Annotated in this window: 28 protein-coding genes, 1 tRNA gene and 1 pseudogene; 16 read left to right on the forward strand and 14 right to left on the reverse strand. The window is 70.9% G+C overall.

Translation table 11 applies throughout. From position 1 onward, the window contains the following. Positions 1-54: 54 nt before the first annotated feature. A complete protein-coding gene (locus tag HNR73_RS04350; RefSeq protein ID WP_184785960.1) occupies positions 55-981 on the reverse strand; it encodes a diacylglycerol/lipid kinase family protein in 927 nt (308 codons plus the stop codon). Positions 982-1013: 32 nt separating this feature from the next. Between HNR73_RS04350 and HNR73_RS04355 the strand changes: the two genes are divergently transcribed. Then, positions 1014-1406 carry a hypothetical protein gene (locus HNR73_RS04355; protein WP_184785961.1) on the forward strand — a complete coding sequence of 131 codons (393 nt, stop codon included), beginning with the start codon at positions 1014-1016 and terminating at the stop codon, positions 1404-1406. A 56-nt stretch (positions 1407-1462) separates the two neighbouring features. Here the strand turns inward: HNR73_RS04355 and HNR73_RS04360 are convergent, their stop codons facing one another. The 3 genes from HNR73_RS04360 to HNR73_RS04370 all read right to left on the reverse strand — a co-directional run bounded on the left by HNR73_RS04360 (position 1463) and on the right by HNR73_RS04370 (position 4637). Then, positions 1463-2221 carry a YcnI family protein gene (locus HNR73_RS04360; RefSeq protein ID WP_184785962.1) on the reverse strand — a complete coding sequence of 253 codons (759 nt, stop codon included), beginning with the start codon at positions 2219-2221 and terminating at the stop codon, positions 1463-1465. A 68-nt stretch (positions 2222-2289) separates the two neighbouring features. After that, the gene (locus HNR73_RS04365; protein ID WP_184785963.1) at positions 2290-3978 is read right to left on the reverse strand and encodes a copper resistance CopC/CopD family protein; all 1689 of its coding nucleotides are present in this window, start codon (positions 3976-3978) and stop codon (positions 2290-2292) included. An 11-nt stretch (positions 3979-3989) separates the two neighbouring features. After that, positions 3990-4637, reverse strand: coding sequence for a hypothetical protein (locus HNR73_RS04370; protein WP_184785964.1), 648 nt, complete (start codon positions 4635-4637; stop codon positions 3990-3992). Between the two features lie 64 nt (positions 4638-4701). On the opposite strand from HNR73_RS04370, the gene HNR73_RS04375 reads away from it, so the two are divergent. The 5 genes from HNR73_RS04375 to HNR73_RS39465 all read left to right on the forward strand — a co-directional run bounded on the left by HNR73_RS04375 (position 4702) and on the right by HNR73_RS39465 (position 8157). Continuing rightward, positions 4702-5283 (forward strand): sigma-70 family RNA polymerase sigma factor, encoded by a 582-nt coding sequence (locus tag HNR73_RS04375; RefSeq protein WP_239122019.1) that lies wholly within the window; start codon positions 4702-4704, stop codon positions 5281-5283. Positions 5284-5319: 36 nt separating this feature from the next. Then, positions 5320-5829, forward strand: coding sequence for a MauE/DoxX family redox-associated membrane protein (locus HNR73_RS04380; protein ID WP_184785966.1), 510 nt, complete (start codon positions 5320-5322; stop codon positions 5827-5829). 54 nt (positions 5830-5883) lie between these two features. Then, positions 5884-6630, forward strand: a complete 747-nt coding sequence (locus tag HNR73_RS04385; RefSeq protein WP_184785967.1) for a DsbA family protein — start codon at positions 5884-5886, stop codon at positions 6628-6630. Between the two features lie 126 nt (positions 6631-6756). Next, on the forward strand, positions 6757-7734 hold the full coding sequence (locus tag HNR73_RS04390; RefSeq protein WP_184785968.1) for a hypothetical protein: 978 nt from the start codon (positions 6757-6759) through the stop codon (positions 7732-7734). 96 nt (positions 7735-7830) lie between these two features. Beyond that, on the forward strand, positions 7831-8157 hold the full coding sequence (locus HNR73_RS39465; protein WP_184785969.1) for an excalibur calcium-binding domain-containing protein: 327 nt from the start codon (positions 7831-7833) through the stop codon (positions 8155-8157). Positions 8158-8160: 3 nt separating this feature from the next. Here the strand turns inward: HNR73_RS39465 and HNR73_RS04400 are convergent, their stop codons facing one another. From HNR73_RS04400 to HNR73_RS04410, 3 genes are all read right to left on the reverse strand, one after another. After that, a complete protein-coding gene (locus tag HNR73_RS04400; RefSeq protein WP_184785970.1) occupies positions 8161-8463 on the reverse strand; it encodes a hypothetical protein in 303 nt (100 codons plus the stop codon). 100 nt (positions 8464-8563) lie between these two features. Next, the gene (locus HNR73_RS04405; RefSeq protein WP_184785971.1) at positions 8564-9451 is read right to left on the reverse strand and encodes an intradiol ring-cleavage dioxygenase; all 888 of its coding nucleotides are present in this window, start codon (positions 9449-9451) and stop codon (positions 8564-8566) included. A 568-nt stretch (positions 9452-10019) separates the two neighbouring features. Further along, positions 10020-10379: a nuclear transport factor 2 family protein gene (locus HNR73_RS04410; protein ID WP_184785972.1), complete on the reverse strand. Its 360-nt coding sequence runs from the start codon at positions 10377-10379 to the stop codon at positions 10020-10022. A 69-nt stretch (positions 10380-10448) separates the two neighbouring features. On the opposite strand from HNR73_RS04410, the gene HNR73_RS04415 reads away from it, so the two are divergent. Next, entirely contained in the window at positions 10449-11402 is a 954-nt protein-coding gene (locus HNR73_RS04415) for an RNA polymerase subunit sigma-70 (RefSeq protein ID WP_184785973.1), read from the forward strand. Here HNR73_RS04415 and HNR73_RS04420 read toward each other — a convergent pair. Beyond that, the gene (locus HNR73_RS04420; RefSeq protein ID WP_203685936.1) at positions 11392-12186 is read right to left on the reverse strand and encodes a class I SAM-dependent methyltransferase; all 795 of its coding nucleotides are present in this window, start codon (positions 12184-12186) and stop codon (positions 11392-11394) included. The two genes, HNR73_RS04415 and HNR73_RS04420, sit on opposite strands and share 11 nt — an antisense overlap. Positions 12187-12336: 150 nt before the next feature. On the opposite strand from HNR73_RS04420, the gene HNR73_RS04425 reads away from it, so the two are divergent. Both HNR73_RS04425 and HNR73_RS04430 read left to right on the forward strand, forming a co-directional pair. Then, positions 12337-13014, forward strand: a complete 678-nt coding sequence (locus HNR73_RS04425) for a helix-turn-helix domain-containing protein (protein ID WP_184785974.1) — start codon at positions 12337-12339, stop codon at positions 13012-13014. Next, positions 13011-13649, forward strand: a complete 639-nt coding sequence (locus HNR73_RS04430) for a hypothetical protein (protein WP_184785975.1) — start codon at positions 13011-13013, stop codon at positions 13647-13649. The genes HNR73_RS04425 and HNR73_RS04430 overlap by 4 nt, the downstream gene beginning before the upstream one ends. Before the next feature lie 39 nt (positions 13650-13688). Here the strand turns inward: HNR73_RS04430 and HNR73_RS04435 are convergent, their stop codons facing one another. Continuing rightward, positions 13689-13979 carry a hypothetical protein gene (locus HNR73_RS04435; RefSeq protein ID WP_184785976.1) on the reverse strand — a complete coding sequence of 97 codons (291 nt, stop codon included), beginning with the start codon at positions 13977-13979 and terminating at the stop codon, positions 13689-13691. 167 nt (positions 13980-14146) lie between these two features. Between HNR73_RS04435 and HNR73_RS04440 the strand changes: the two are divergent. After that, positions 14147-14305, forward strand: a pseudogene (locus HNR73_RS04440) (DUF397 domain-containing protein); the annotation flags it as partial. 541 nt (positions 14306-14846) lie between these two features. On the opposite strand, the gene HNR73_RS04445 reads toward HNR73_RS04440, so the two are convergent. The 3 genes from HNR73_RS04445 to HNR73_RS04455 all read right to left on the reverse strand — a co-directional run bounded on the left by HNR73_RS04445 (position 14847) and on the right by HNR73_RS04455 (position 17009). Further along, positions 14847-14928, reverse strand: a tRNA-Leu gene (locus HNR73_RS04445). Between the two features lie 42 nt (positions 14929-14970). Continuing rightward, complete coding sequence (gene bcp / locus HNR73_RS04450) at positions 14971-15441, reverse strand: thioredoxin-dependent thiol peroxidase (protein WP_184785977.1); 471 nt, start codon at positions 15439-15441, stop codon at positions 14971-14973. 53 nt (positions 15442-15494) lie between these two features. Continuing rightward, complete coding sequence (locus HNR73_RS04455) at positions 15495-17009, reverse strand: S1 family peptidase (protein ID WP_184785978.1); 1515 nt, start codon at positions 17007-17009, stop codon at positions 15495-15497. A gap of 298 nt (positions 17010-17307) precedes the next feature. On the opposite strand from HNR73_RS04455, the gene HNR73_RS04460 reads away from it, so the two are divergent. The 4 genes from HNR73_RS04460 to HNR73_RS04475 are packed head-to-tail and all read left to right on the forward strand — an operon-like array spanning position 17308 to position 19884. Further along, positions 17308-18018 (forward strand): energy-coupling factor ABC transporter permease, encoded by a 711-nt coding sequence (locus HNR73_RS04460; protein ID WP_184785979.1) that lies wholly within the window; start codon positions 17308-17310, stop codon positions 18016-18018. Continuing rightward, positions 18015-18371, forward strand: a complete 357-nt coding sequence (locus tag HNR73_RS04465; protein ID WP_184785980.1) for a PDGLE domain-containing protein — start codon at positions 18015-18017, stop codon at positions 18369-18371. The genes HNR73_RS04460 and HNR73_RS04465 overlap by 4 nt, the downstream gene beginning before the upstream one ends. A gap of 2 nt (positions 18372-18373) precedes the next feature. Continuing rightward, positions 18374-19135: a cobalt ECF transporter T component CbiQ gene (cbiQ, locus tag HNR73_RS04470; protein ID WP_184785981.1), complete on the forward strand. Its 762-nt coding sequence runs from the start codon at positions 18374-18376 to the stop codon at positions 19133-19135. Between the two features lie 8 nt (positions 19136-19143). Next, positions 19144-19884 (forward strand): energy-coupling factor ABC transporter ATP-binding protein, encoded by a 741-nt coding sequence (locus HNR73_RS04475; protein WP_373316591.1) that lies wholly within the window; start codon positions 19144-19146, stop codon positions 19882-19884. Here the strand turns inward: HNR73_RS04475 and HNR73_RS04480 are convergent. Further along, the gene (locus HNR73_RS04480) at positions 19881-20702 is read right to left on the reverse strand and encodes an alpha/beta fold hydrolase (protein WP_184785983.1); all 822 of its coding nucleotides are present in this window, start codon (positions 20700-20702) and stop codon (positions 19881-19883) included. The two genes, HNR73_RS04475 and HNR73_RS04480, sit on opposite strands and share 4 nt — an antisense overlap. Beyond that, on the reverse strand, positions 20699-21301 hold the full coding sequence (locus HNR73_RS04485; RefSeq protein ID WP_184785984.1) for a TetR/AcrR family transcriptional regulator: 603 nt from the start codon (positions 21299-21301) through the stop codon (positions 20699-20701). The genes HNR73_RS04480 and HNR73_RS04485 overlap by 4 nt, the downstream gene beginning before the upstream one ends. A 135-nt stretch (positions 21302-21436) precedes the next feature. On the opposite strand from HNR73_RS04485, the gene rph reads away from it, so the two are divergent. Continuing rightward, on the forward strand, positions 21437-22165 hold the full coding sequence (gene rph, locus HNR73_RS04490; protein ID WP_184785985.1) for a ribonuclease PH: 729 nt from the start codon (positions 21437-21439) through the stop codon (positions 22163-22165). Positions 22166-22178: 13 nt separating this feature from the next. Continuing rightward, positions 22179-22772: an RdgB/HAM1 family non-canonical purine NTP pyrophosphatase gene (gene rdgB / locus HNR73_RS04495; RefSeq protein ID WP_184785986.1), complete on the forward strand. Its 594-nt coding sequence runs from the start codon at positions 22179-22181 to the stop codon at positions 22770-22772. Positions 22773-22825: the final 53 nt, after the last annotated feature.

The raw sequence follows: 22825 nt of genomic DNA on the forward strand, positions 1-22825 counted from the left end.
GCCTCTTACAAACCTAGTACTTCCGGCCGTCCAATGTCGGCCTTTCCGTCAAGATCACGTCAAAACTTTCAACGCGCCCGGAATCGCGACGAACTTCACCGACTCGCGCTCCCCCACGTAGTCGCCGTCCAACTGAAACGGCTGCGGACGCTCACTCTTCAATGTGAACTCCCCCAGGTCATGCAGGGTGACGACTTGCTTGCCGTGAGGTCCCTCACCGCCGAAAAGCAGTTGTCCGGCGGTACGCACAGTGGCCGGTGTCGTCAGTGCGTGCAGGCCCATGACGTCGAGTCCGCTGTCGAACGAGGCCTTCGGATTGGGGTTCACCGCGCGTCCGCCGATATATGTCCACGGCGCGGTGTTCTGCACGATCGCCATCGCCAGATTCGTTTTCTGCGACTCGCCCGCGCGCTCTAGCGTGACCATCGGATGACTCCGGTCGGATCCGACGAGGAACTGGGCGAACAGCGACTTGAGATACAACGCCGGCGTCGCGGTACTTCCCTTGACGCGGGCCCGCTCGACTCGGCGGATCACCGCGGCGTCGAGTCCGAGTCCCGCACAGAAAGTGAAGAAACGACCATCGGCCGTACCGAGTCCGATCCGCCGGTAACGCTTGTCGCGCAAGGCTTCCAGGATCACGCCGGTGCCCTCGGCCCAGTCGCGCGGCAAGCCCAGCGCCCGGGCGAAGACATTCGTCGATCCGCCCGGCACGACCGCGAGCGCGGGCGCCTCATCGGCGGTCCGCCCACCCGCCAGCAACCCGTTCACGACCTCGTTGACGGTCCCGTCGCCGCCAAGGGTCACCACGACATCGACACGGTCGGCCGCGGCCCTGGTGGCGATCTCAGCGGCGTGCCCGCGACGTCTGGTGTACTCGACGGCCAGGTCCACCTCACTGCCCAGCGCGCGGACGAGAACGTCCCGTCCGCGCTCGGTGGTGGTGGTCGCTTTGGGATTGACGACGAGGACGGCGCGCATGGGCGGACTGTACTGCGGCTAGCCTTGCGGTCGTGACCGGTTCACCGCGGGCCGTGCTGCCCATCACCCTCAAGACCGTCCTCGTCGCCCTCGTCCTGGAGGCCGCCGGCCTCGTGACGCTGGGTTCTTTCGCGATCGCCTCCTCGACGACCGGTCAGGCCCTCTCCTACGGCGCCGGCATCACCGAAGGCGTCGTCGCCGTGGTCCTGGCCACGCTGCTCTGCGTGTTCGCCGGTGCGATGGCCAAGCGCCGGTCCTGGGCGCGCAACGCCACGATCTTCCTGCAGCTCATGCTGCTCCCCATCGGCTACTTCATGATCAAGGCCGGCCTGTGGTGGTGGGGCGGCCCCGTCATGCTGCTCGGCCTGGCCACCTGCCTGGTCCTGGTCTCGCCTCCGGTCCGCGAGGCCCTCGGCGTCGAATGAACGCGACGGGAAAGGGCCGCCGGAACGCTCCGGCGGCCCTTTTTCGTGGGCGTGGGTCAGGACGAGCGCTTACGCAGCGCGGTGAACGCGAGGATCAGCGCGAGCAGCGCCACGGCGCCCGCGCCGACCGCGAGGTAGAGGGCGGGCTTGGCCTCGTCGGACGCGGAGTCGGAACCGGAGTCGGCCGCGGCCTCGTCGTGCCCGGCGGTCCCCTCGTCCGAGGCGCCCGAGCCGTGTCCGTCACCGGTGGCGGCGACGATCTTCAGCGTCGGCGCGGGCTTCTCCGGCTCGGCGGCGCCCTCGGCGGGCGGGTCCTCGATCCAGGCGGCCTCGGTCTTGTCGGAGTAGGTCTGGATCGCCTTGAACACCAGGGTCGTGCCGACCGCGTCGGGCACCGGCCCGAGCGACAGCCCGAACTCGGCGAACTGGCCCGGCTGCACGCCGGCCTCGGCGTCCTCCGCGGTCCAGGTGATCGTGCTGACGGCCTCGGTGATCTGGCGGCCGTGCACGTCGAGGGGCGTGGCGAGCGTCGCCTTCTTCGTCTCGACCTTCCACCCGTCCATCGCCGACGTGCGCACCGACGCGAAGGGGTGGTCGGCCGGGAGGGTCAGTTCGACCTTGACCGTGCTGGCCGTGTCGCTCTCGTTGGGGATGCGCAGGTCGAGGCGCGCGTACGAACCCGCCTCGGCCTCGCCGGGGTTGATGGTCACGTGGGCCGATGCCGGGCCGGCCACGGCCGCGACGCCGATCGCGGCGATCCCGGCGATGACCGCCAGGCGCCCGAGTCCGCGCCGCGACGCAGGGGGTTTGCTCATCAGAGTGGTCATCCTTCTCTTTCTTGTTCGGTGCCGCCTTCCGCGGGCGGACGGGCACTTCCCGGTGGTCAACGGATGGAAATGGACTGCGTGACGGTCGCCTGATCGAGCTTGGAGACCCGCAGGGTGAAGCTGAACTCCCAGTCCCCCGCCGAGGGCAGCGTGATCTCGCCGGTGACGTGGTTCGGGGAGAGTTCGAGAAGCTCGATCGCCACCGGCGGGAGGCTCGCCGACGGAAGTGCCGCGGTCGCCTTCCACTCCAGGACGTCGAGTTCGGTGCCGTCGGGCGCGAAGGCGTACAGGTGGAGGCTGTTGGGCCCGACCTCGCCGGGTGTGACCTCGACCTGGAGCTGGTAGTACTTCGTCGACAGCCGCTGCGAGAAGGGCTGCGCCTCGCTGCGCTGCTGGTCGGCGTAGGCGACGCGCGCCGGCGTCGTCTGCACCAGGACCGCCGTGACGCAGACGACGGCGAGCGCGAGGACGATCTCGACGGTCATCGTCCGGCGCAGCAGGGCGTTCTCGGCACCCGACAGCCCTTCGGTGGGTTCGCGTCCGCGCAGGGCGTTACGGGCGATGGAGGCGATGCCGATGAGCAGCGCGAAGAGCGCGGCCTTGGCGATGACGAGCCGCCCGTAGGTGGTCTCCCACAGCGCCGCCGGTTCGCTGATCTCGATGAGCGCCTGCGCGACGCCCGCCACGGCCAGGGCGGCGACCAGCCGGAACGCCCACTTCGACCACACCGGCATGAACTCGGCGGCCTCGTCGGACAGTGCGGGGCGCAGGAGGAACACGGCCAGCGCGACCAGCCCGCCGAGCCAGATCGCGCCCGCGCCGACGTGGACGGTGTCGGTGACGACGGTCAAGGGCGGCACCGGCGAGGTCGTCGCGTGCCCGCCGAGGGGCCAGCTCACCACCAGCGCGAGCCCGAGGACGGCCAGGAGCCACTTGTCGCCCTTGCGCGGGCTTCTGCGCAGGGACAGCAGGAGCAGCGGCAGTCCGGCGAGGACCGCGAACAGGCGCAGCAGCATGGCCTGCCCGAAGCGGCTGTCGACGACGGCGGCGACGTCCTCGCCGCTGACCGCGAAGAGCTTCGAGCCGGTCGTGTAGGGCGCCTGGAGGTACAGGCCGATCACGGCCGTGGCCGCGACGGTGCTCAAGCCGGTCGCGGTCAGTTTCAGCACGCCTTTGCGCGGGGCCGGCCAGCGCGTCATGAGCAGCAGCGTCGGGCCGATCGCGAGCGCGAGGCCGAGGATCGCCAGGCCGCGGTTGACCTGGACGAGGACGTCGACGGTGGGGTCGACGTCCGGGCCGGTCAGCGAGGCGGCGGTCGGCGGCGAGGCCGAGGGTTCGCCGATGGAGAAGGTGAAGCCGCCGGGGACGGGGTGGCCGTCGGCGGAGATGACGCGGTAGCCGACGAGGTAGGTGCCGTTGGGCAGGCCCGCGCGCAGGGGGTAGGCGAGGGTGTTGCCGCGGACGACGGCGTCGCCGCTGTTGGCGCGGGAACCGTCGGGGGCCACCACCCAGGTCTGGGCGGCGACCGGGCTCACCGGTTCGCTGAACACGACGGTGATCTCGACCGGCTGCGTGTCGACGGTCGCGTTCGCCTGCGGTGTGGTCGACACGACGGTCGCGTGCGCGTAGGCGGGTGTGGCGAACAGCGCGGCCGAAAGCCCGGCGAGGACGGTGACGAGCGCGAGCAGGAGGGCTTTCCGCGTGGTCGGGCGGGCGGGCGTTCGGTGCGCGGTTCCGGTGGCCATGCGGCAGGTTCTCACGCCGTCGCCGGGCGTGGTGATCGAACGCTCGCGCGTCCCAGCAGCCACAGGAGTCCCGCCTGGACGCAGGCGACCATGTGCCCGGTCTCGTCGGCCATCACGGTCATGCCCTGAGCCACGTCGAGGGAGCTGCTGAACAGCAGGCAGGCGGCCAGGACCACCGCGACGGGCACGAAGGCCTTCGCGCGTTCGGGCCGGATCGCGGCGAGCAGGAAACCCACGGCGACGGCGATGTCGAAGGAGGCCATCTCGCGGCTGGTGTGCACGGCTGCGAAGTCGGTGAGCCCGGCGGCGCTGAGCAGCGCGGGGACGGCCAGCGCGAGCTGTACGCCCGCGGCGACCGCGACGGCGACGCGCAGGATCCGGCGGCGCCCGGCGTTGAGCGACTCGGCGTAGACGTCGCGCCGGGCGTCCTCGTCGCGCACGGCCGAGAGCACGCGCGCGGTGAGGTCCGGCGCGGGTGTCGCCGCGTCGAGCGTCAGGCCGCGCAGGCGCACGGCCTCGCGGTGCCAGGCTCCGCAGTCGGCGCAGGTGCGCAGGTGAGAGTGCACGGCGGCGAAGGCTTCGGGCTCCGCTTCGGAAGCCGTGGGGGCCTCGCCGTCCAGGATCGCCGAGAGCGCGATGCGCGCGGTGTCACAGTCCACGTACGCATTAGTCGAGACGCACTCGGGTTTAGTTCCCGCGCGCGGCCCCGTACTCTCTGTGGATGTGAGCGAGCCGCATCCCCCTGCCCCCGAGCGCGACGAGGCGACCTCGTGGGCGCTGGCGGCCGCGGACGGGGATCCGGTCGCGCAGGCGGCCTTCGTGCGCGCCACCCAGACCGACGTGTGGCGGCTGTGCGCGTCCCTCATCGACCGGGGCAGCGCCGACGACCTCACCCAGGAGACCTTCCTCCGCGCGTTCCGGTCCCTGCCGTCGTTCGAGGCGCGCAGCACCGCCCGGACGTGGCTGCTGGGCATCGCGCGGCGGGTGTGCGCCGACCACCTGCGTTCCGTCGTGCGCCGCAGGCGGCTCACCGCGCAGATCGTCGGGCAGGCCGAGCGCTCACCGAGCGAGCCGGATCCGGCGGGCGCGGTCACCGTGCTGGATCTTCTGTCGCGTTTGTCCGATGAGCGACGCGCCGCCTTCATCCTCACGCAAGTGCTGGGTCTGCCCTACGCTGAGGCGGCCACCGTGGAGGGGGTACCGGTCGGCACGATCCGGTCCCGGGTGGCGCGGGCGCGGGCCGAGCTGGTGGAGACGCTGATGGCGTCCCCGGCGCGCGAGGGAGCCGATCCTCGCCCGTCCTAGGGGAACTTCGAGGCGCGAGGAAGCGACTAAGTGGTGATGACCGAGAACGTGGGATCGACGCCGCCCGTGGACGATCCGGGGTGGCGGCGCGCGCTCCCCTGGCTGGGCGTGGCGTGCAGGCTGGTGCTGGCGGGGGTGTGGATCACCGCGGGGGCGCTCAAGCTCCCCGACCTGACCGAGTCGGTGCGGGCCGTGCAGGCCTACAAGCTCCTGCCGACCGGCCTGGCGTCGGTGGTCGGATACGGGCTGCCGCCACTGGAGATCGCCGTGGGCCTGCTGCTGCTGGCCGGGTTGTTCACCCGGTACGCGGCGGTGGTGTCGGGGCTGCTCCAGGTCGCCTTCATCATCGGCATCTCCTCGGCGTGGGCCCGGGGCATGAGCATCGACTGCGGCTGCTTCGGCAACGGCGGGGAACTGGCCGCCGGGCAGAGCCCGAACTATTTCTGGGAGATCCTCCGGGATGTCGGCCTCCTCCTCGCCTCCGCGATACTGGTGCTCCGGCCGCGTACACCCCTCTCCGTCGACCGTTGGATCCGCGGCGCATGACCGGTACCCCACCGGTCGTCAACGTGGTGTGCACGCGACAGGACAGGAAGGTTCATGGGTAAAGCACAAAGGCAGCGGCAGGCCGCGCAGGTCGTCCGCGAACAACTCGCCGCCGAACAGCGGCGGAAGCGGACGCTCATCGCGGTGGGGGTCGCCGTGGCGGTCCTCGTCGTCGGCGGGGCCATCGGCTACGGGATCTACCAGGGCAACAAGGAGTCGAAGGTGACCGAACCGATCGCGGCGACCGTCAACTACGGCTTCCAGACCGGGAACGGGCCGGTCACCGTCGACCTCTACGTCGACTTCATGTGCCCGGCCTGCAAGGCGTTCGAGCAGACCTACGAGCAACAGCTCCAGCAGGCCGCGCAGGCGGGGCAGATCACGCTGATCAAGCACCCGGTGGCGATCCTGAACCGGATGTCGCAGGGCACCGACTACTCGACCCGCGCGGGCGCGTCGTCGGTGTGCGCGGCCAACGACGGGAAGTTCACCGAGTTCTCCACCGCCCTGTTCGCCGCGCAGCCGCAGGAGAACACCTCCGGTCTGACCAACGGCGAACTGACCGACATCGGCAAGGGCGTCGGGCTGGGTGACACGTTCGCGAACTGCACGAACGCGCAGACCTACGCGGCCTGGATCGACAAGGGCACCGAGAAGGCGTCCGAGGACGGACTGTCGGGCACGCCGTATGTGAAGATCAACGGCGAGTCGGTGGAGCTCAAGGACTTCGCCACCGCGCTCGACGCGGCGATCGGCGCGGCCGGCGGGGCGAGTGCCGACCCGAGCGCGAGCACGTCGTGAGCGAAGCACCGAACGACGCATAGAACTGGAGACGGATAGCACGTGAGCCCGGCGAGTCGGCGGCATGGAATGGGGGCCGCCCTCGCCGGGCTTTTCGTCGTCCTCATTGTCCTGGTAACTCCGGGTATGGCTGCCGCGCACGGCGCCGACGGGGTCGACGACTCCGACTACCGGGTCACGGTCACCTCGGTGCCTCCGGAGCTGACGGGCGTGGAGATCCGCCCGGTCGAGGCGGCCAGCAGGCTGGAGCTGTACAACGGCGGGCCCCTGACGGTGGAGGTCCTCGGCTACGCCGGGGAGCCGTACCTGGAGGTGCGGCCCGACGGGGTCTACGTCAACGTGTTCTCTCCGGCGGCCTACCTCAACGAGACCGCGGCGGGTTCGACCCCGGCGCCGGACTACGCCTCCCCCGCGCAGGCGCCGTTCTGGCAGAAGGCGACCGACGAGCCGCGCGTGCGCTGGTTCGACCATCGCGCGCACTGGATGAACGAGGCGCCGCCGACGCAGGTGACGAACAACCCGGGCGTCGACCAGAAGATCTTCGACTGGGCGATCCCGCTGCGCGTCGGGGTGACGAACTACGCGGTCACCGGGACCCTCGACTGGCTGGCGCCCCCGTCGGCGGGGACCTGGGGCGCGCTGACGTTGCTGGCGGGCGCGGCCGTGGCCGCCGTGGCGATCGCGGCGAGGATCCCGGCTGCGGTGTCGCGGTGGGCCCTGGCGGGCGCGGCGGGCGTCGCGGGCGCGGCGGCGCTGGCCGACGCGGTCGGCCGCGCGGTGACCGCCGAGGACCTGTCGGTGTCGTGGCTGAAACTGCTCGTCGACAGCGAGCTGTGGCCGCTCATCGGAGCCTTCGTGGGCTTGGGCGCGGCGGTGTACGCGGCCCTCGGGAAACCCGCCGCCGACCTCGCCCTGGGCGTGGCCGGGGTCTGCATCGCGCTGTTCTCGGGTCTGTCGCGGGTGACGTCCTTCGCTTACGCGGTGACCCCGACGCCATGGCCCGGTGACGTCGGGCGGGCGATGGTCGTGGCGACCCTCGGCGTGGGCACCGGGCTTGCCGTCGGCGCGCTCGTGCGGGCCCGCCGCAGCGGTGTGGCTCACTAGCCCGATCGGAGTATTGCCTGGTAGCGGACCCTCGGTTACGGTGGGTGACGGTTGCCATCCCCCGGCGACGCCCCGAAATACAGGAGTCCCCTCGCCATGCGTACGACCCTGCGCAAGAACCCGCTGACCGTGCTCGGCGCCTTCGCCGTCGCGGCGATCGCCGGGCTGTGGATCGCCGCCGGAGCGGTCGCCTGGAGTGGTCCCGCCGACGCCGAACCGGGCCGCGGAGCCGTCGCCGAGGACGCGACCGCCGACGACCCGTTCACGGCCGAGCCGGCGCCCGCCGAAGGCCCCGCCGACCCGCGCTTCGCGAGCTGCGGCGAGGCCAACGAGGCCGGTTACGGCTACTACTTCATGGGCGAGGACCCGGAGTACTACTGGTACGACGACGCCGACGGCAACGGCGTCGCCTGCGAGGAGTAGCCGCTAGAAGTCGTCGTCGTCTCCGTCGTCGGAGACCTCGTACATCGCCGCGTTCTTACTGCGCGGCTCGAAACGGATCCGCACGTGGTGCGTCGCCTCGCCGTTGGCGGCGACGACACCGACGCGGACGGCGTCGCCGTCGCGGACGGCCGTGATCCCCAGTTCCGCCTCCGCCTCGGCGATCGGGAAGGGGACGCGCTTGTTCTTGTCGGCGTCGGCGCGCGACGCGGCCTGCGCGGCGATCAGCTGACGCCGGATCTCGGCGACCGTCTCGGTGATCGTCGGAAGGTTCGGCTCGGAGTCCATGGTGGAGGGTAGCCCGCCCGGCCGCTGGGGGAGGTGACGGCCGGGCGGGGTGGGCGGCGGCGCTCGCGGAACGCGCACTCCGCGCCGGCGCCGTGCCCGTCTATGCGGGCGGCTGTCCCCCGCCCGGGGCCCCGCTGGGCGGGGTACCGCCGCCGGGAGGGGCGCCGCCATCGGGTGGCGTGCCGCCGCCGGGCGCTCCGCCGCCGGTCGACTTGGCTTCGGGGTCGATGCCCACGGTGATGGTCGCGGTGTAGCCCTCAGCGGGGCTCGCGGAGTTCGCGGTGATGGTCAGCAGGCCGTCCTGGACGCCCTTGCCCTGGTAGACCATGTCGTCGTCGAGCCAGACGTGACTCCCGGTGTGGCGGGAGTACGGGTCGACCTCGTCGAGCGAGGCGACCACGTCGTCGGCGAAGAAGAACTGTCCGGTGTGGATGGTCGTGCCGCCCTCGTACTGGTCCCCGTCGACCGTGCCGCCGAGGTGGACCTTGGTGTGGATGTGCGTGGCGCGGCCGGAGTACCAGCCCGGCATGATCGTGGTGAACACGACCTCGCCGGTGTCGCCGGTGATCTGGATGCCGCGCAGGTAGGTCTTGTCGTCGCCGACGCCGTCCTCGGCGGGCACCTCGCCGCCCGGGCTGTTGCCGGTGAAGCCCGAGTAGTAGCCCCACGCGTCGCAGTGCCAGATCTCGACGGCGGCCGCGTCGGCGACCATCGCGCAGCCCGTCGCGTCGAGGACCGTGACCCGCAGGATCAGCGGCACGCCGCCCTTGCCCTCGGTGATGTCGGCGCGGATCTTCGACCCGTCGAGATAGTAGGGGCCCTCGGTGAGCTCGCTGGTCAGGACACAGGTGCCGTCGGCGGCCGGCGAGGACGCCGACGGCGCCGCCGCACTTCCGTCGCCACTCGCCTTACACCCCGCCAGAGCCAGGCCCGCCGCGCCCAGGACGCCGCCACCGGCGGCGAGGACAGTACGTCGTTTGATGCTCATGCGGCGACGTTAAGCGGCCCACCTCGACGTCGGCTCGGAGTCGCGTCGGAGGGGGCTGGGTGTCGCGGGGGCTTCCCGCCGGTGGTTTCAGGCACGCGTGGGCTCTGATCTGTGCGCGGCGTCCTACCGGTGGTTCTCCGCTTCTTCACAGGTCTTGTCCATGCCCTTGATGGCCTTCTCCAGGGCGGAGGAACTCTGCTTGGCGACGCCTCGAAGAACATCTCGACCTCGCCGATGCACGCCGTACGGGCCTCGACGGTCTGCTCGGAGGCGGCCGGCTGATCCTGGTTGTCGGCGAGTTTCCCTGCGGTGCTGCCCACGGCCACCGTGAGCACGATCGCGGCGACGAGCAGAATGCGGGCTCCCCGGCAGGGGCATCGGGCGTGGGCCGGGCTCCTTGCTGAACGGGCGTACGGGCAACGGGCATTCGTCGCCCTCACAGGATCCAGGCACTCCTCCCGGGCCGGTCGACCGAACTCGAAGCGCGGCTCGCCGGCGGGGCCGCCGTCCACTATGGGCGAACGGCCCGGCCGTGACCGCCCTTACGCGCGGTCACGGCCGTCCCCGGCTAGTTCCCTCTCGCCGCTTCGAACGGCAGCCGGTCGAAGATGATCCTCATCCGGGTGATCCGGCCGTCCTCGACGGTCACCCATTCGGCTCCGGGCGCGTCCTTCACCGGCACGGTGTCGGTGTCGTAGACGACGACGGCGTTCGTGTCGTCGCCGAAGGCGGCACGGAGTTCGACCTTCGTCGCGATCTTGCTGAACGGGCCCATGAAGTCGCGGAAGGCCGCGGCTCCCTCGACGCGGCCGGCGGGGCCGAGGCAGACGATGTCGTCGGCGATGAAGGCCATCGCGTCCTCGAAGTCCCCGCCGGTCCAGGCGTGGTGGTAGGCCAGCGCGGTGCGCAGGGCGGTGCTGTCGCTCATGGTTCTTCCTCTCTCTCGACGGTGTTGACACCACGGGCGGCGTGATCGGAACGGTGTCAGACTGATCCGGTGAGCCGATCCGTCCTCGACCTCGCGCGCGGCGGTGACGAGCGCGCGTTCGGCGAGCTCGTGGGCCCGCACCGGCGGGAGCTGCGCGCGCACTGCTACCGCATGCTCGGTTCCCTCACCGACGCCGAGGACCTCCTCCAGGAGACACTGACGGCCGCCTGGCGCGGGCTCGCGGCCTTCGAGGGCCGCTCGTCGGTGCGGACGTGGCTGTACCGGATCGCCACGAACCGCTGCCTCAACGCGATTCGCGACGGCCACCGTCGTGTGCCACCGGCCGAGCCGGTGCCGCCGTTCGTGCCGCCGGAGCCGTCGTCGAGAGGCGACGTGACGTGGCTCCAGCCGTTTCCCGACGCGCTCCTCGACGGCGCCCCGGGCCCGGCGGCCCGGTACGAGCTGCGCGAGTCGGTCGAGCTGGCCTTCGTGGCGGCGGTGCAGCGGCTGCCTCCACGGCAGGCCGCGATCCTGCTGCTGTGCGACGTGCTCGGCTACTCGGCAGGCGAGGCCGCCGACATGCTCGCGACGACCGGGACCGCCGCGAAAGGGCTGCTCCAGCGGGCGCGGTCGGCGGTCGGCCCGCCGCGGGAGACCTTGTCGGCAGACTCGGCCGAGGAGCGTGAGCTGGCCCGGCGTTTCGCGGCGGCGTTCAGCGCCGACGACGTCGACGGTGTCGTCGCGCTGCTCACCGACGACGCCTGGCTGAGCATGCCGCCGGCGCCGCACGAGTACGTCGGGCGCGCGGCCGTCGCGGGTTTCCTGCGTGCCCGCACGGCCTGCGGGCACCTGGCGCGCTTCGAGCTGGTGCCGACGCGGGCGAACGGCGCGCCCGCGTTCGGGTGCTTCCTGGGCGGGAAACCCGCCGGACTGATTGTCTTGGGCGTGAGCGACGGCGGCATCGACCGTGTCGCGCACTTCCTGGTGATGGATCTGCCGACGGACTTCGGGCTCAGCCGGTGACCCGCTCAGCCGTGTAGACGACCGTCTGCCGCGGGTCGTCGACGGTGCCCCCGGGCTCCTCGTCGACCAGACGCGACAGCCGGTCGAGGAACTCGGCGCGGGCGCCGGGAGCCAGCTCGCCGATGTTGGGGAAGGTCGACCACAGCTCGCGGGCGCCGTCGCCGGTGAGGGTCTGGTGCCAGTCGATGACCTCGATGGCGGGGTCGCCGAAGTGGCCGCCGGACGTGATCACGCCGGTCCAGTGCTCGAACTGGCGACCGCGGGCACGACTGTCGCGATAGCCGGGCTCGTCCGGGAGGAGGTCGCGGTAGACCTCGTCGAGCCGGTCGCGGAAGCGCGAAGGGCGCGCGACGTCGCCGAACTCGGTCCACCACGCCGCCAGCCACCCACCCGGCTCGACGAGCCGCGCGAGCTTCGCGATCGAGACCCCCGGGTCGAGCCAGTGCAGGGACGTCGCCGCCACCGCGAGGTCGAAGGACCCGGTGACCTCGGCGGTCTCGAAGTCGGCGACGACGACGCTCAGCTCGTCGCCCGCGAACCGCTCCCGGAGGATCGCGGCGAGCTCCGCGCCCGGTTCGACGGCGGTGACATGTGCCCCGGCCGCGAGCAGCGGTCCGGTCGCGAGCCCGTTCCCGGCCCCGAGTTCGAGGACCCGGACACCCGGCCGCAGCCCACAGCGAGTGGTGAGGAGGTCGAAGACCGCGTCGGGGTAGGGCGGACGCCCACGGTGGTAGGCGGCGGCGGAGGCGTTGAAGGACATGCGGCGTTCGGGGATCGGGGACATCGGGACAGTGTGCCGATCTGAACGGATCGGCGCGATGGTTGTGGTGCGGTGTCAACATGCGGCCGTCGCCGGACGTCAACCGATCGACACCGTTCGTAGTTGCGTCTAGTATTGTCAATTGACAATACTAGACGCAAGGAGGCCAGGTCAGTGGACATCTCAGTCGCCGAAGCGGCGGGCCGTCTCGGAGTGTCGAGACAGCAGGTGCTCGCCTTCATTCAGGCGGGTCGCCTGGCCGCGCGGAAGGTCGGCGCCCAGTGGATCCTCGACGACGCCGGACTCGCCCCGGTTGCGCGGAGCTTCCGGTCCCGCCCCATGGCGGCCAGAATCGCGTGGGGATTCGTCGCCCTCTTGGACGGGATGCCTGTGCCGTGGCTTCGCGCGGAGGAGGCGTCCCGCCTGCGCGCCAGGCTGCGCGGACGTCCCTCCATGGAGCAGGCGGCCTGGTGGCTGAGCCGTCGAAGCGAACTCCACCGTTTCGCGGGACACCGTTCGGCCCTGCCGCTCGTCCTCGACGCACCCGAGGTCCTCCCGACCGGGGCCTCGGCCGGGAACAACGACATCGTCGACCTCGCGCTCGTCGAGGCCTACGTGCCCGCCGAGCAGGTCGAGGACATCGCCGGTCGGTTCTTCCTGGCGTCGCCGGCGGAACCCGGCGACGCCAACGTCGTTCTCCGCGTCCCGAAGGAGATCTGGCCCTTCGACGCCTCACCGGGCCCCGCCTGCGTCGCCTTCGACCTGTGGGATTCCGGTGAGGACCGCTCACAGGAAAGCGCACGACGCCTGTACGAACGGGCACTCGACTCATGGGAGACACCGACCCGATGACGACACCGGAACGCACCCCGGTTCGCCTGCCGTCGCTCGCGGCGGCCACCGGCGAGTTGTGGACACTGCTCATCGACCTCGCCGTGCACGCCGCGTCCGTCCCGTGGACCCTCGTCGGCGGCCAGATGGTCATGCTGCACGGACTGGAACGCGACCGTGAGGCCCCACGGGTGTCCGCCGACATCGACACGGTGGTCGACCTGCGCGCGAAGCAGGACGGGTTGCGCGCACTGGTCGGGATCTTCGAACGGCTCGGGCTCGAAGCGGTCGGGCCGCCGAGTCCGGATGGAATCATGCACCGTTACGTGACGTACGAGGACCGCACCGCCGACATCCCCCGGCCCGACCTCCTGGGCGCGCTGGTCATCAAGGCCGCCGCCACCGAGATCGAGCTGAAGTCGCCCACCCGGCACTTCCGCGACCTGGCGTTCCTGTGCAGCCTCGTCGATGACCCCTTCGCCTTGCGTGAACGCACCGACAAGAAGGACCGGCAACGCCTCGGCTTCGCCGCCGCCCGGATGCCCGACGACGACAGCCTCTGGACGGTCCTCGGCGCCCACGAACGCGACGCCCGGGCCACTTGGAGAATCCTGGCGGCGAAGGCTTTACGGAACGCGAGCCGCCATTGCGTCTAGTGTTGTCAGTTGACAACACTAGACGCAATGCTCGGTCGCTCATTCGCGGTCAAGGCTGGTGTGTGTGATCTCCAGGTTCCTTCGCAGCAGTGCCAGGGCGCGGTCGAGTCGTCGTGTCCAGCCGAGCCAGTCGCGTAGGACGGTGATGAGTTCGCGGCAGGGCCAGATGGCGTTGCAGCACCGGCAGCGGGCGGCGAGGGCGGGGATGGGGAAGCCCGCGAAGCGGACGAGCCTTATCCGTCGGCGGCCGGGTTTGTGCTCGCGGAGGATGGATTGCTGGCGGCGGTGTCGGACGAGGGCGAGGAGCGCGCCAGTAGGCGGCCCACTCACGGTTGACGGTTCGCATGGTGAAGCTCCGTTCAGGAAAGTCCGGCGAGGTGGGCGGGCGGCACCGACCACCCGAGCGCGCCGACCTGGGGAAGGTGAAGGAACGCGCTCACGGCGTTGGCGGTGTGTGAAGTGGCGCCGCCCGCCCCTCGCGACCCCGGGCGTCCCGCAGCTCAGGCAACGGCGGCCAATGCGTCGAAGTCGGCACCTGCACCCACACCGTCGCCGTCCGCGACACCAAGGACCGCACCGGCCCCGTCCTCACGGCCGATCGTCCTGAGTGGACGGGCTTCGTCACCGCCCTCAAGTCCGGCGCCTTCGACGCCTGAACCTCACGCCGACGACGGAGCGCCGTCGTCTTCTGGAGCGTCCTCGGGATACACCACCGACTCGGTATCCCAAACGAGCCATTCGGCACCGTCGGCCTCACCGAGGATCCCGAACCCTCACCGAAGCACGCCCGGCCTTTCCGGCGGGGTCAACCCGAGCTCGATGACACGTGCCAGGAACGCGGCGCCGGTGTCAGCGGTGGTTTCGACTCTTCGATCAACTCGGCGTTGAACCCCGGGGCATCGGTGACCCGCTCATGAAGCGTCGTCGTTGAGTGCCCTCCCATGCCGGAGTGCGCTTACGGAATTGCGCTCGGCCAGTCAGCCACCCGCCACCCCGACGCCGGGCACCTCCCCCACCGAAGCCGACGCAAGCCCTTGGGGCCAGGGGCGAAGCCCCGAAAACCGCAACCCACCACCGCCCGCAACCAACACGGGGCGGCAACCCGAGAGGGGCCAGGGGCGAAGCCCCTGCAGAGGGGGCGCGGGTGGAGACGGAGTCTCCCTCGCCCGCGAGCGAAGCGAGCAAAGGTCAGTGCCGTGCGCGAGGCGGGACTTGAACCCGCACGTCCGTGGACACTGGAACCTAAATCCAGCGCGTCTGCCAATTCCGCCACTCACGCGTTTCCGCGCGGGCATGGAGTCCCCCGCGCGGCCAGGCCAGTCTAGTCGAGCCCGAGATCGCGCCGCAGTTTGGCGACGTGCCCGGTGGCGCGGACGTTGTACTGCGCCTGCTCGATCTTGCCGTCCTCGTCGATGACGAACGTGGAGCGGATGACGCCTTGGACGACGCGCCCGTAGTTCTTCTTCTCGCCGTAGGCGCCGTAGGCGGTGAGCACGGCCTTGTCCTCGTCGGACACGAGCGGGAAGGTCAGTCCGTCGCGTTCGCGGAACCTGGCGAGTTTGGCGGGGTCGTTGGGCGAGATGCCGACGACGTCGTAGCCCGCGGCCGACAGCGAGTCGAGCGAGTCGCGGAAGTCGCAGGCCTGCTTGGTGCAGCCGGGCGTCATCGCGTTCGGGTAGGCGTAGAGGATCACCTTGCGTCCTTTGCGGGACGACAGGCTGAGGCTCTCGCCGGTGTCGGTGGGGAGGGTGAAGTCCGGGGCGGTGTCGCCCGGTTCAAGCCGTACGGTCACGAAACGACCCTACCCGGCGGCGTGGGCCGCGCGGGCAGGGTCGCGTCGGGGTGTTACGCGGGCTTGGTCAGGCCGAGCGCGTAGGTGCCGGATCCGCTGTAGGCGTGGACGCGGTACCGGTAGGTGCCGGCCGTGCCGTTGTAGCTGATGGTCTCGTTGTTACTGGGGCTGTTCGACGTGGCCACCGTGGTCCAGGTGGAGCCGCTCAGCTTCTGCAGGTACAGGTCGAAGTCGGTGCCGGAGGGTCCCGCGAGGCACGCGGAGTGCAGCCCGGACGTCGTCGACTGGTAGGAGCCACCGGTCGGCTGGTAGGCGTTGCCGTTGGAGGCGAGGGTGCCGGTGTAGTTGTTCTGGTGGTTGCCGCAGGACGGGCCGGGCCCGGGGCCACCGCTGGTGGTCAGCGCGGCACCGGAGGCCGAGAGGGCCTCACCGACGGGCTGGAAGTAGGTCGTGCCACCCGACGAGCAGTTGCCGGAACCGCCGGAGGTCATGCCCTGCGCGCTGGCGCCGGAGATGAACGAGCCGCCGGAGTCGCCGGGCTCGGCGCACACGTTCGTGCGCGTCACCTGGGAGACGGTGCCCTGCGGGTACGTCACGGACGTGTTGAGCTGCTGGACGGATCCGCAGTGCCAGCCGGTGGTCGAACCCGAGCGGCAGATGGAGGAGCCGACGGGCGCGACGTTGGCGTTGGCGACCTGCTGGCTGCTGCCCTGCACGCGCGGGCTCGCGGTCCAGCTGGCGCCGGCGTCGATGTAGGAGTAGTCGTTGCCGGGGAACGACGACACGATGAACGTGCCGACCGAACCGGTTCCGCTGGTCACGGAGGCGCCGGTGCTGCCGCAGTGGCCGGCGCTGACGAAGCCGGGCCCGCGACTGGGGTGCGTCACGGAGAAGCCGACCGAGCAGCGCGAGGAGCCGCCGATGTAGTACGCGGTGCCGCCGACGATGTCGGCGTACGGCCGTGGGCTGGCCGTGGTCGTCTCGACGCGCACGACGTCGGCGGGGACGCCCTTCGCCACGGCCCAGGAGCGGGCCTTGGCGGCCGTGCCGGGCTTGGCGAGGAGGACGACGGCGTTCGTCGGGACGTCGACGTGCCAGCCGGTCACGCCCTTGGGCGCGGCCTTCCCGGCGTCGAGGGCCTTCTGGTAGCCGCTGAGCTGCTTGGCGTTGTAGCGGACGAGCGTCGGGATGTAGCCGAAGGCGGACACGTCGCCCATGCGGGCGGTGTCGGTGACCGCGACGTACACCTGGTCGACGCCGGAGCCGATCCACAGGCCGCCGAAGTCCTCGTCGAGGGTGTAGGCGACCGTGGGCTGGTCGCGCATCGCGAGGCTTTCGGTGGTGAGCCGGTCGTAGACCTGGTCGGCGGTGAAGCCGAGGGTCTCGCCCAGGGCGTCGACCATGTCGGGGGAGACGCTCGCGACGAGTTCGGCGCGGGTCTCTTCACGGGCGGTGAGGGCGCCGTCGTCGGCCGAGGCGCTCTGGGAGAGCGTGGCCAGCGCGGTGGCGCCCAGTAAGAGGGAGGCGCCCGTGGCGATCAGCCGGTGGGCCCTTAAGTGGTGTCGCATGAGAATGGTTCCTGCTTTCTGGGGGTGGTGAAAGATCACAGGAGTGTTTCCGGGTGTGTCCGGATCGTGCACATGCTATTGAAGACGGGCCGTTTTGCGGTAGTTGTCGCGAGACAGTGAACTGTGTTTCTAGATCAAGAACTCCGGCCCGCGACGATCACCGGACGCATTCCGGCGCTCCCGGCGGGCGAGCTGACGGGCCGCGTTCGCGATTCCTACTGTCGGCCTTCTTGCCAAACATTTGCAACAACTTCGTGCCTGTCATAGGCTCGCGTCGCCCCCGTCTGGAAGGACCCCCATGGACACCGTGGCGATGCACATCTCCAATGGCATCGTCGACCCCGCGACCTCCGCCGTGTTCGCCGCGATCGCCCTCGCCGGGATGATCGTGTGCGTCCTGCGCGGCAGGCGCGACCTCGACGATCGCCTCGCACCGATGGCCGGCCTGGTGGCCGCGTTCATCTTCGCCGTCCAGATGCTCAACTTCCCCGTCCTGCCCGGCGTCAGCGGGCACCTCCTCGGCGGTGCGCTGGCCGCGATGCTGGTCGGCCCATGGGTGGGCGCGCTGTGCGTCACCATCGTGCTGATCGTGCAGGCGCTGGTCTTCGCCGACGGCGGTGTCTCGGCGATCGGCCTCAACGTCACCAACATGGCGCTGATCGGCACCTTCCTCACCTACGGCGTCCTCGCGCTGCTGCTGAAGGTCCTGCCCCGGACCGCGACGGGCGTCGCCGTCACCGGTTTCGTCGCGGCGGTCGTCAGCGTCGTGGCCGGCAGCCTCGGTTTCGTGCTCCAGTACGCCATCGGCGGCCAGGTCGACGGGATCTCCCTGGGTGGCGCGGCGGGCGCGATGGTCGGCGTGCACGCGCTGATCGGCGTCGGCGAAGGCCTCATCACGGCCGCGACGGTCCTCGCCGTGGCGAAGGTCCGGCCCGACCTGGTCTACGCGCTGCGCGGCAAGCGACTGCTCCCCTCGACGCCGAAGTCCACCGTGGAGAGTGCGGCATGACGAACAAGCCCAAGGTCAAGCTCTTCGCCTTCCTCATCGGCGGGCTGCTGGTCGCCTTCGTCCTCGCCGGCGTGGTGAGCAGTTTCGCCTCCTCCGACCCCGACGGCCTGGACTCGGTCAGCCGCGAAGGCTGCACCTTCGACGCCGACGACGAGATCACCGGCGGCGAGTGCATGGCGCAGGCGGCGGGTGAGCACGAGGTCGGCGGTCCGCTGGCCGACTACGGCATCGCCGGTTTCGACAACGAGTTCGTGTCGACGGGCCTGTCGGGCGTCCTCGGTGTCGTGATCACCTTCGCGGTCGGCGGTGGCCTGTTCTGGCTGATGCGCCGCCGTAAGTCAGTGAAGGAGTAGGGGTGGGCGCCGGGCACGCGCATGTGCTCCATCTGGAGCGCGACTCGGTCGTGCACCGGCTCCCGCCGCAGGTCAAGATCGTCGCCTCGGTGGCGTTCACCCTGCTGGTGGTGCTGACGCCGCGCGAGCGGATGTGGGCCTTCGCGGTCTACGCGGGCCTGCTCGCGGTCGTGGCGGCGCTGGGCCGGATCGGTCCGCTGTGGATCGCGCGGCGGACGGTGATCGAGGTGCCCTTCGTGATCCTGGCGGTGATCCTGCCTTTTCTGGGGACCGGTGAGACGGTCGCCTGGCTGGGCGTGGACCTGTCGGTGGAGGGCCTGTACGGGGCCTGGAACATCGCCGTGAAAGGCACTCTCGGCGTGGTGTCGTCGCTGGTGCTGGCGGCGACGACGCCCGTCAACGACCTGATCACCGGCCTGGAGCGGCTGCGCTGCCCGCAGATCATCACCCAGATCGCGGCCTTCATGCTCCGCTACCTCCAGGTGCTGTCCGACGAGGCGAGGCGCATGCGCGTCGCCCGTCTCTCGCGCGGGTACCGGCCGCGCTTCTTCTGGCAGTTGCGCGCGTGGGCGACCGGCGCCGGGGCCTTGTTCCTGCGCGCCTTCGAGCGCGGTGAGCGCGTCTACGTCGCGATGCTCTCGCGCGGCTACACCGGGACCTTCCCTCGCCTGAAGGGCCGCTCGGCGCGGCCCGGCGAGTGGGCGGCGGCGCTGGCGCTGCCGGTGGCGACCGGCGCCGTGGCGCTGGCCGCGGCCCTGACATGATCGACTCCATGTCGCCCGTGCTGTCCCTGTCCGGTGTCCGCTACACCTATCCCGACGGGCGTGAGGCCCTGCACGGCGTGGACTTGAGCGTCGGTGAGGGCGAGCGGGTCGCGCTGCTCGGGCCGAACGGGGCGGGGAAGACCACGCTCGTGCTGCACCTCAACGGCATCCTGTCCGGGGAGGGCGAGGTCGCGGTCGGGGGGCTGCCGGTCGTCAAGGAGAACCTCACCGAGATCCGCCGCCGGGTGGGCGTGGTGTTCCAGGATCCCGACGACCAGTTGTTCATGCCGACCGTCGCCGAGGACGTCGCCTTCGGGCCGGCCAACCTCGGCCTGCGGGGCGCCGAGCTCGACGCTCGTGTCGGCGAGGCGCTGGCCGCGGTCGGCATGTCGGAGCACCGCGACCGCGCCCCGCACCACCTGTCCTTCGGGCAGCGCAGGCGGGTGGCGGTGGCGACGGTGCTGGCGATGCGGCCGCAGATCCTGGTGATGGACGAGCCCTCGTCGAACCTCGATCCGGCGGCGCGGCGGGAGCTCGCGGAGATCCTGCTGGGGCTGGACGTGACCTTGCTGATGGTGACGCACGATCTGCCCTACGCGCTTCAGCTATGTCAGCGTGCGCTGATCCTCGACGCCGGGCGGATCGTCGCCGACGGCCCGGCCCGCGAGCTGCTCGGCGACGATGAGCTGCTCGCGCGGCACCGGCTGGAGCTGCCGTTCGGTTTCAGCGTGCCGCGCGAGGGGCTCTAGCGGGCGTCGAGCAATGCCGCCAGTGCGCGCGGGAAGGTCTCGCGGGCGCTGACGTAGCCGATGTGGTCGCCGGGCAGGTCGTGCACGGTCAGGCCCAGTTCGGCGGCCAGGACGAGGTTCGGCCGGTAGGGGAACTCTTCGCGTGAGTCCTCTCCCCCGGCGAGGATCAGCTTGTCGGCGAGGGACTTCAGGGCCGTCCGGTCGGGTACGCGGCGGGGGTAGCGGGTGACCTCCTCCTCCAGGAAGAACGGGAAGTTCCCGCGCATGCGCGCGATCATCTCCAGCACGGGCGCGGGCAGGCCGTCCGGCGGCGGGCCCTGTTCGTGCGGCTGGCCGATGCCCTCGCCGAAGACCCGCATGGCCTCTTCGACGCCCTTGGTCCGGTGCAGGTCGTGGACCCGGTCGAGGAGGGCGAGGACGTCGTCGGCGTCGGGCAGGAGTGTGACCAGCGGCGGTTCGTGGGCGACGAGGGTCCGGATCCGGTCCGGGTGGGCGGTCAGGAGGTGCAGGCCGACGATGGCGCCGGAGCTGCTGCCGAAGACGTCCGCCGGGGCCCCGCCGACGGTGTCGAGGAGGGCGACGGCGTCGGCGACGTCGGCGTCCAGGCGGGTGTCGGCGTCGAAGGGCGTGTCGATCGGGCTGCGGGAGTAGCCACGGCGGTCGTAGGCGATGACGGTGTGGGTCTCGGCGAAGGCGCGGGCGAGCGGGCTGTAGGGGGCGGCGTCGCCGTTGCCGCCGGGGATGAGCAGCAGGGTGGTGGGACCGGAGCCGTAGACCTCGTAGTGGAGGCGGGCGCCGGGCACGTCGAGGGTGTTCATGCTGTCTCCTTCAAGGGGCGCGACCAGACCTCGGCGAGCTCGTCGAGAGCGCGTTCGACCTGGTGCTGTACGGATGTCGGTGGGTCGGCGGCGAGCCAGCGGTCGAGGGCGATCTCGGTGGCGGTGGCGGCGGCGCCGGCGAGGACGGCGGGGAACATGTCGCCGGGGTCGGCGCCGACGCGTTCGCCGATGGCCTCGGCGAGGGCGTCGCGCATGAGGGCCTGGGCCTTGAGGTATTCGCCCTGGAGGGCGGGGTGGCCGGTGACGAGGCGGACGCCGTCGGCCCATTCGCGGGTCGGGGGGCCGTCGTCGCGGTGTTCGGCGGCGAGTGCCGCGGTCAGCGCCGTCCACAGGGGTTCGTCGGCGGGGCGGGCGCGGAGGGCGTCGCCGGCGCGGCGGGAGCGGTCGACGGCGAGTGCGCAGATGGCCTCGTACTTGCTGGCGAAGTAGTTGTTGAAGGTGCGCGGGGAGACACCGGCGGCCTCGGCGATGTCGTCGACCAGGACGTTGTCGAGGCCGCGTTCCACCGCCAGGGTCATGGCGGCGATGCCCAGTGCCTGGCGAGTGGCGTGCTTCTTGCGTTCGCGGAGTCCGGCCATGTGTGCAGGCTAGAACAAAACTTGCGTGTTCCGCAAGTTTTCTTGCCTCGCAATATTGCGGAAGTCGCAAGATTAACCGGAGCGGCACGCGAACCGGGCGATATCACCGTGGGCACGTACAGCTACCCTGACGAAGTGAGTAGACCCGATGGACGCGCCCCCGACGCATTGCGTGACGTCACCTTCCGTCGCAACTGGACGGAGCACCCCGAAGGATCCGTGCTCGTCGAGTTCGGACAGACCCGGGTGCTGTGCACCGCCAGCGTGAGCGACGGCGTACCGCGCTGGCGCCGTGGCGGCGGACAGGGCGGCTGGGTCACCGCCGAGTACTCGATGCTCCCCCGCGCGACCCACACCCGCGGCGACCGCGAGAGCATCAAGGGCAAGATCGGTGGCCGCACGCACGAGATCAGCCGCCTGATCGGCCGCAGCCTGCGGGCCTGCGTCGACCTCAAGGCCCTCGGCGACCACACGATCACCCTCGACTGCGACGTGCTCCAGGCCGACGGCGGCACCCGCACGGCGGCCATCACCGGCGCCTACGTCGCCCTGCAGGACGCGATCACCTGGATCGGCGCCGAGAAGAAGGTCCGCCGCCCCGAGAACGTCCTCAAGCGGTCCGTCGCGGCCGTCAGCGTCGGCGTCATCGGCGGCCAGCCGCGCCTCGACCTCTGCTACAAGGAGGACGTCACCGCCGAGGTCGACATGAACGTCGTCTTCACCGGCGACGGCGAGTTCGTCGAGATCCAGGGCACCGGCGAGGACAACGTCTTCGACCGCGCCGCCCTCGACGCGATGATCGACCTCGCGGCCAAGGGCTGCAAGGAGCTGACCGGCCTGCAGGTGAAGGCGCTCCTTTCGTGAAGGCGCTTTCGTCATGAAAATACTTCTGGCCAGCCGCAACGCCAAGAAGCTGATCGAGCTGCGCCGGATCCTCGCCGAGACCGCCCCGGGCATCGAGCTCGTCGGCCTCGACGACGTCCCGGCCTTCCCGGACACGCCCGAGACCGAGCTGAGCTTCGCGGGAAACGCCCTGCTCAAGGCCCGTGACGGCGTCCGCAACAGCGGCCTGCCGACGATGGCCGACGACTCCGGCCTGACCGTCGACGCGCTCAACGGCATGCCGGGCGTGCTGTCGGCGCGCTGGTCGGGCAAGCACGGCGACGACGCGGCCAACCTCGACCTGATGCTGGCGCAGATCGCCGACGTCCCCGACGAGCACCGCGGGGGCGCCTTCGTGTGCGCCGCCGCGTACGTGCACCCCGACGGGACCGAGCTCGTCTCCATGGGCGAGATGCGCGGGCACGTCGTGCGCGAACGGCGCGGCACCGGCGGTTTCGGTTACGACCCCGTGTTCGTTCCCGAAGGACACGAGCTGACCACGGCCGAGCTGACGCCCGAGGAGAAGGACGCGCTGAGCCATCGCGGCCGCGCGTTCCGCGACCTCACCGCCCGGATCGTCCCGTCCTGACCGGTCCGGTGGTGTCGCCCCGCACATACGTGGGGTGATGCTCACCGGCTGGA

The organism is Phytomonospora endophytica, assembly GCF_014202425.1.
Taxonomy (GTDB): Bacteria; Actinomycetota; Actinomycetes; order Mycobacteriales; family Micromonosporaceae; genus Phytomonospora; species Phytomonospora endophytica.

Excerpts from the sequence above, each read along its gene's own strand:
- HNR73_RS04350 (WP_184785960.1), bottom strand. The coding sequence starts at position 981 with ATGCGCGCCGTCCTCGTCGTCAATCCCAAAGCGACCACCACCACCGAG.
- HNR73_RS04360 (WP_184785962.1), bottom strand. The coding sequence starts at position 2,221 with ATGAGCAAACCCCCTGCGTCGCGGCGCGGACTCGGGCGCCTGGCGGTC.
- HNR73_RS04365 (WP_184785963.1), bottom strand. The coding sequence starts at position 3,978 with ATGGCCACCGGAACCGCGCACCGAACGCCCGCCCGCCCGACCACGCGG.
- HNR73_RS04380 (WP_184785966.1), top strand. The coding sequence starts at position 5,320 with ATGACCGAGAACGTGGGATCGACGCCGCCCGTGGACGATCCGGGGTGG.
- HNR73_RS04385 (WP_184785967.1), top strand. The coding sequence starts at position 5,884 with ATGGGTAAAGCACAAAGGCAGCGGCAGGCCGCGCAGGTCGTCCGCGAA.
- HNR73_RS04390 (WP_184785968.1), top strand. The coding sequence starts at position 6,757 with ATGGCTGCCGCGCACGGCGCCGACGGGGTCGACGACTCCGACTACCGG.
- HNR73_RS39465 (WP_184785969.1), top strand. The coding sequence starts at position 7,831 with ATGCGTACGACCCTGCGCAAGAACCCGCTGACCGTGCTCGGCGCCTTC.
- HNR73_RS04400 (WP_184785970.1), bottom strand. The coding sequence starts at position 8,463 with ATGGACTCCGAGCCGAACCTTCCGACGATCACCGAGACGGTCGCCGAG.
- HNR73_RS04405 (WP_184785971.1), bottom strand. The coding sequence starts at position 9,451 with ATGAGCATCAAACGACGTACTGTCCTCGCCGCCGGTGGCGGCGTCCTG.
- HNR73_RS04410 (WP_184785972.1), bottom strand. The coding sequence starts at position 10,379 with ATGAGCGACAGCACCGCCCTGCGCACCGCGCTGGCCTACCACCACGCC.
- HNR73_RS04420 (WP_203685936.1), bottom strand. The coding sequence starts at position 12,186 with ATGTCCCCGATCCCCGAACGCCGCATGTCCTTCAACGCCTCCGCCGCC.
- HNR73_RS04430 (WP_184785975.1), top strand. The coding sequence starts at position 13,011 with ATGACGACACCGGAACGCACCCCGGTTCGCCTGCCGTCGCTCGCGGCG.
- HNR73_RS04455 (WP_184785978.1), bottom strand. The coding sequence starts at position 17,009 with ATGCGACACCACTTAAGGGCCCACCGGCTGATCGCCACGGGCGCCTCC.
- HNR73_RS04460 (WP_184785979.1), top strand. The coding sequence starts at position 17,308 with ATGGACACCGTGGCGATGCACATCTCCAATGGCATCGTCGACCCCGCG.
- HNR73_RS04465 (WP_184785980.1), top strand. The coding sequence starts at position 18,015 with ATGACGAACAAGCCCAAGGTCAAGCTCTTCGCCTTCCTCATCGGCGGG.
- HNR73_RS04475 (WP_373316591.1), top strand. The coding sequence starts at position 19,144 with ATGTCGCCCGTGCTGTCCCTGTCCGGTGTCCGCTACACCTATCCCGAC.
- HNR73_RS04480 (WP_184785983.1), bottom strand. The coding sequence starts at position 20,702 with ATGAACACCCTCGACGTGCCCGGCGCCCGCCTCCACTACGAGGTCTAC.
- HNR73_RS04485 (WP_184785984.1), bottom strand. The coding sequence starts at position 21,301 with ATGGCCGGACTCCGCGAACGCAAGAAGCACGCCACTCGCCAGGCACTG.
- rdgB (WP_184785986.1), top strand. The coding sequence starts at position 22,179 with ATGAAAATACTTCTGGCCAGCCGCAACGCCAAGAAGCTGATCGAGCTG.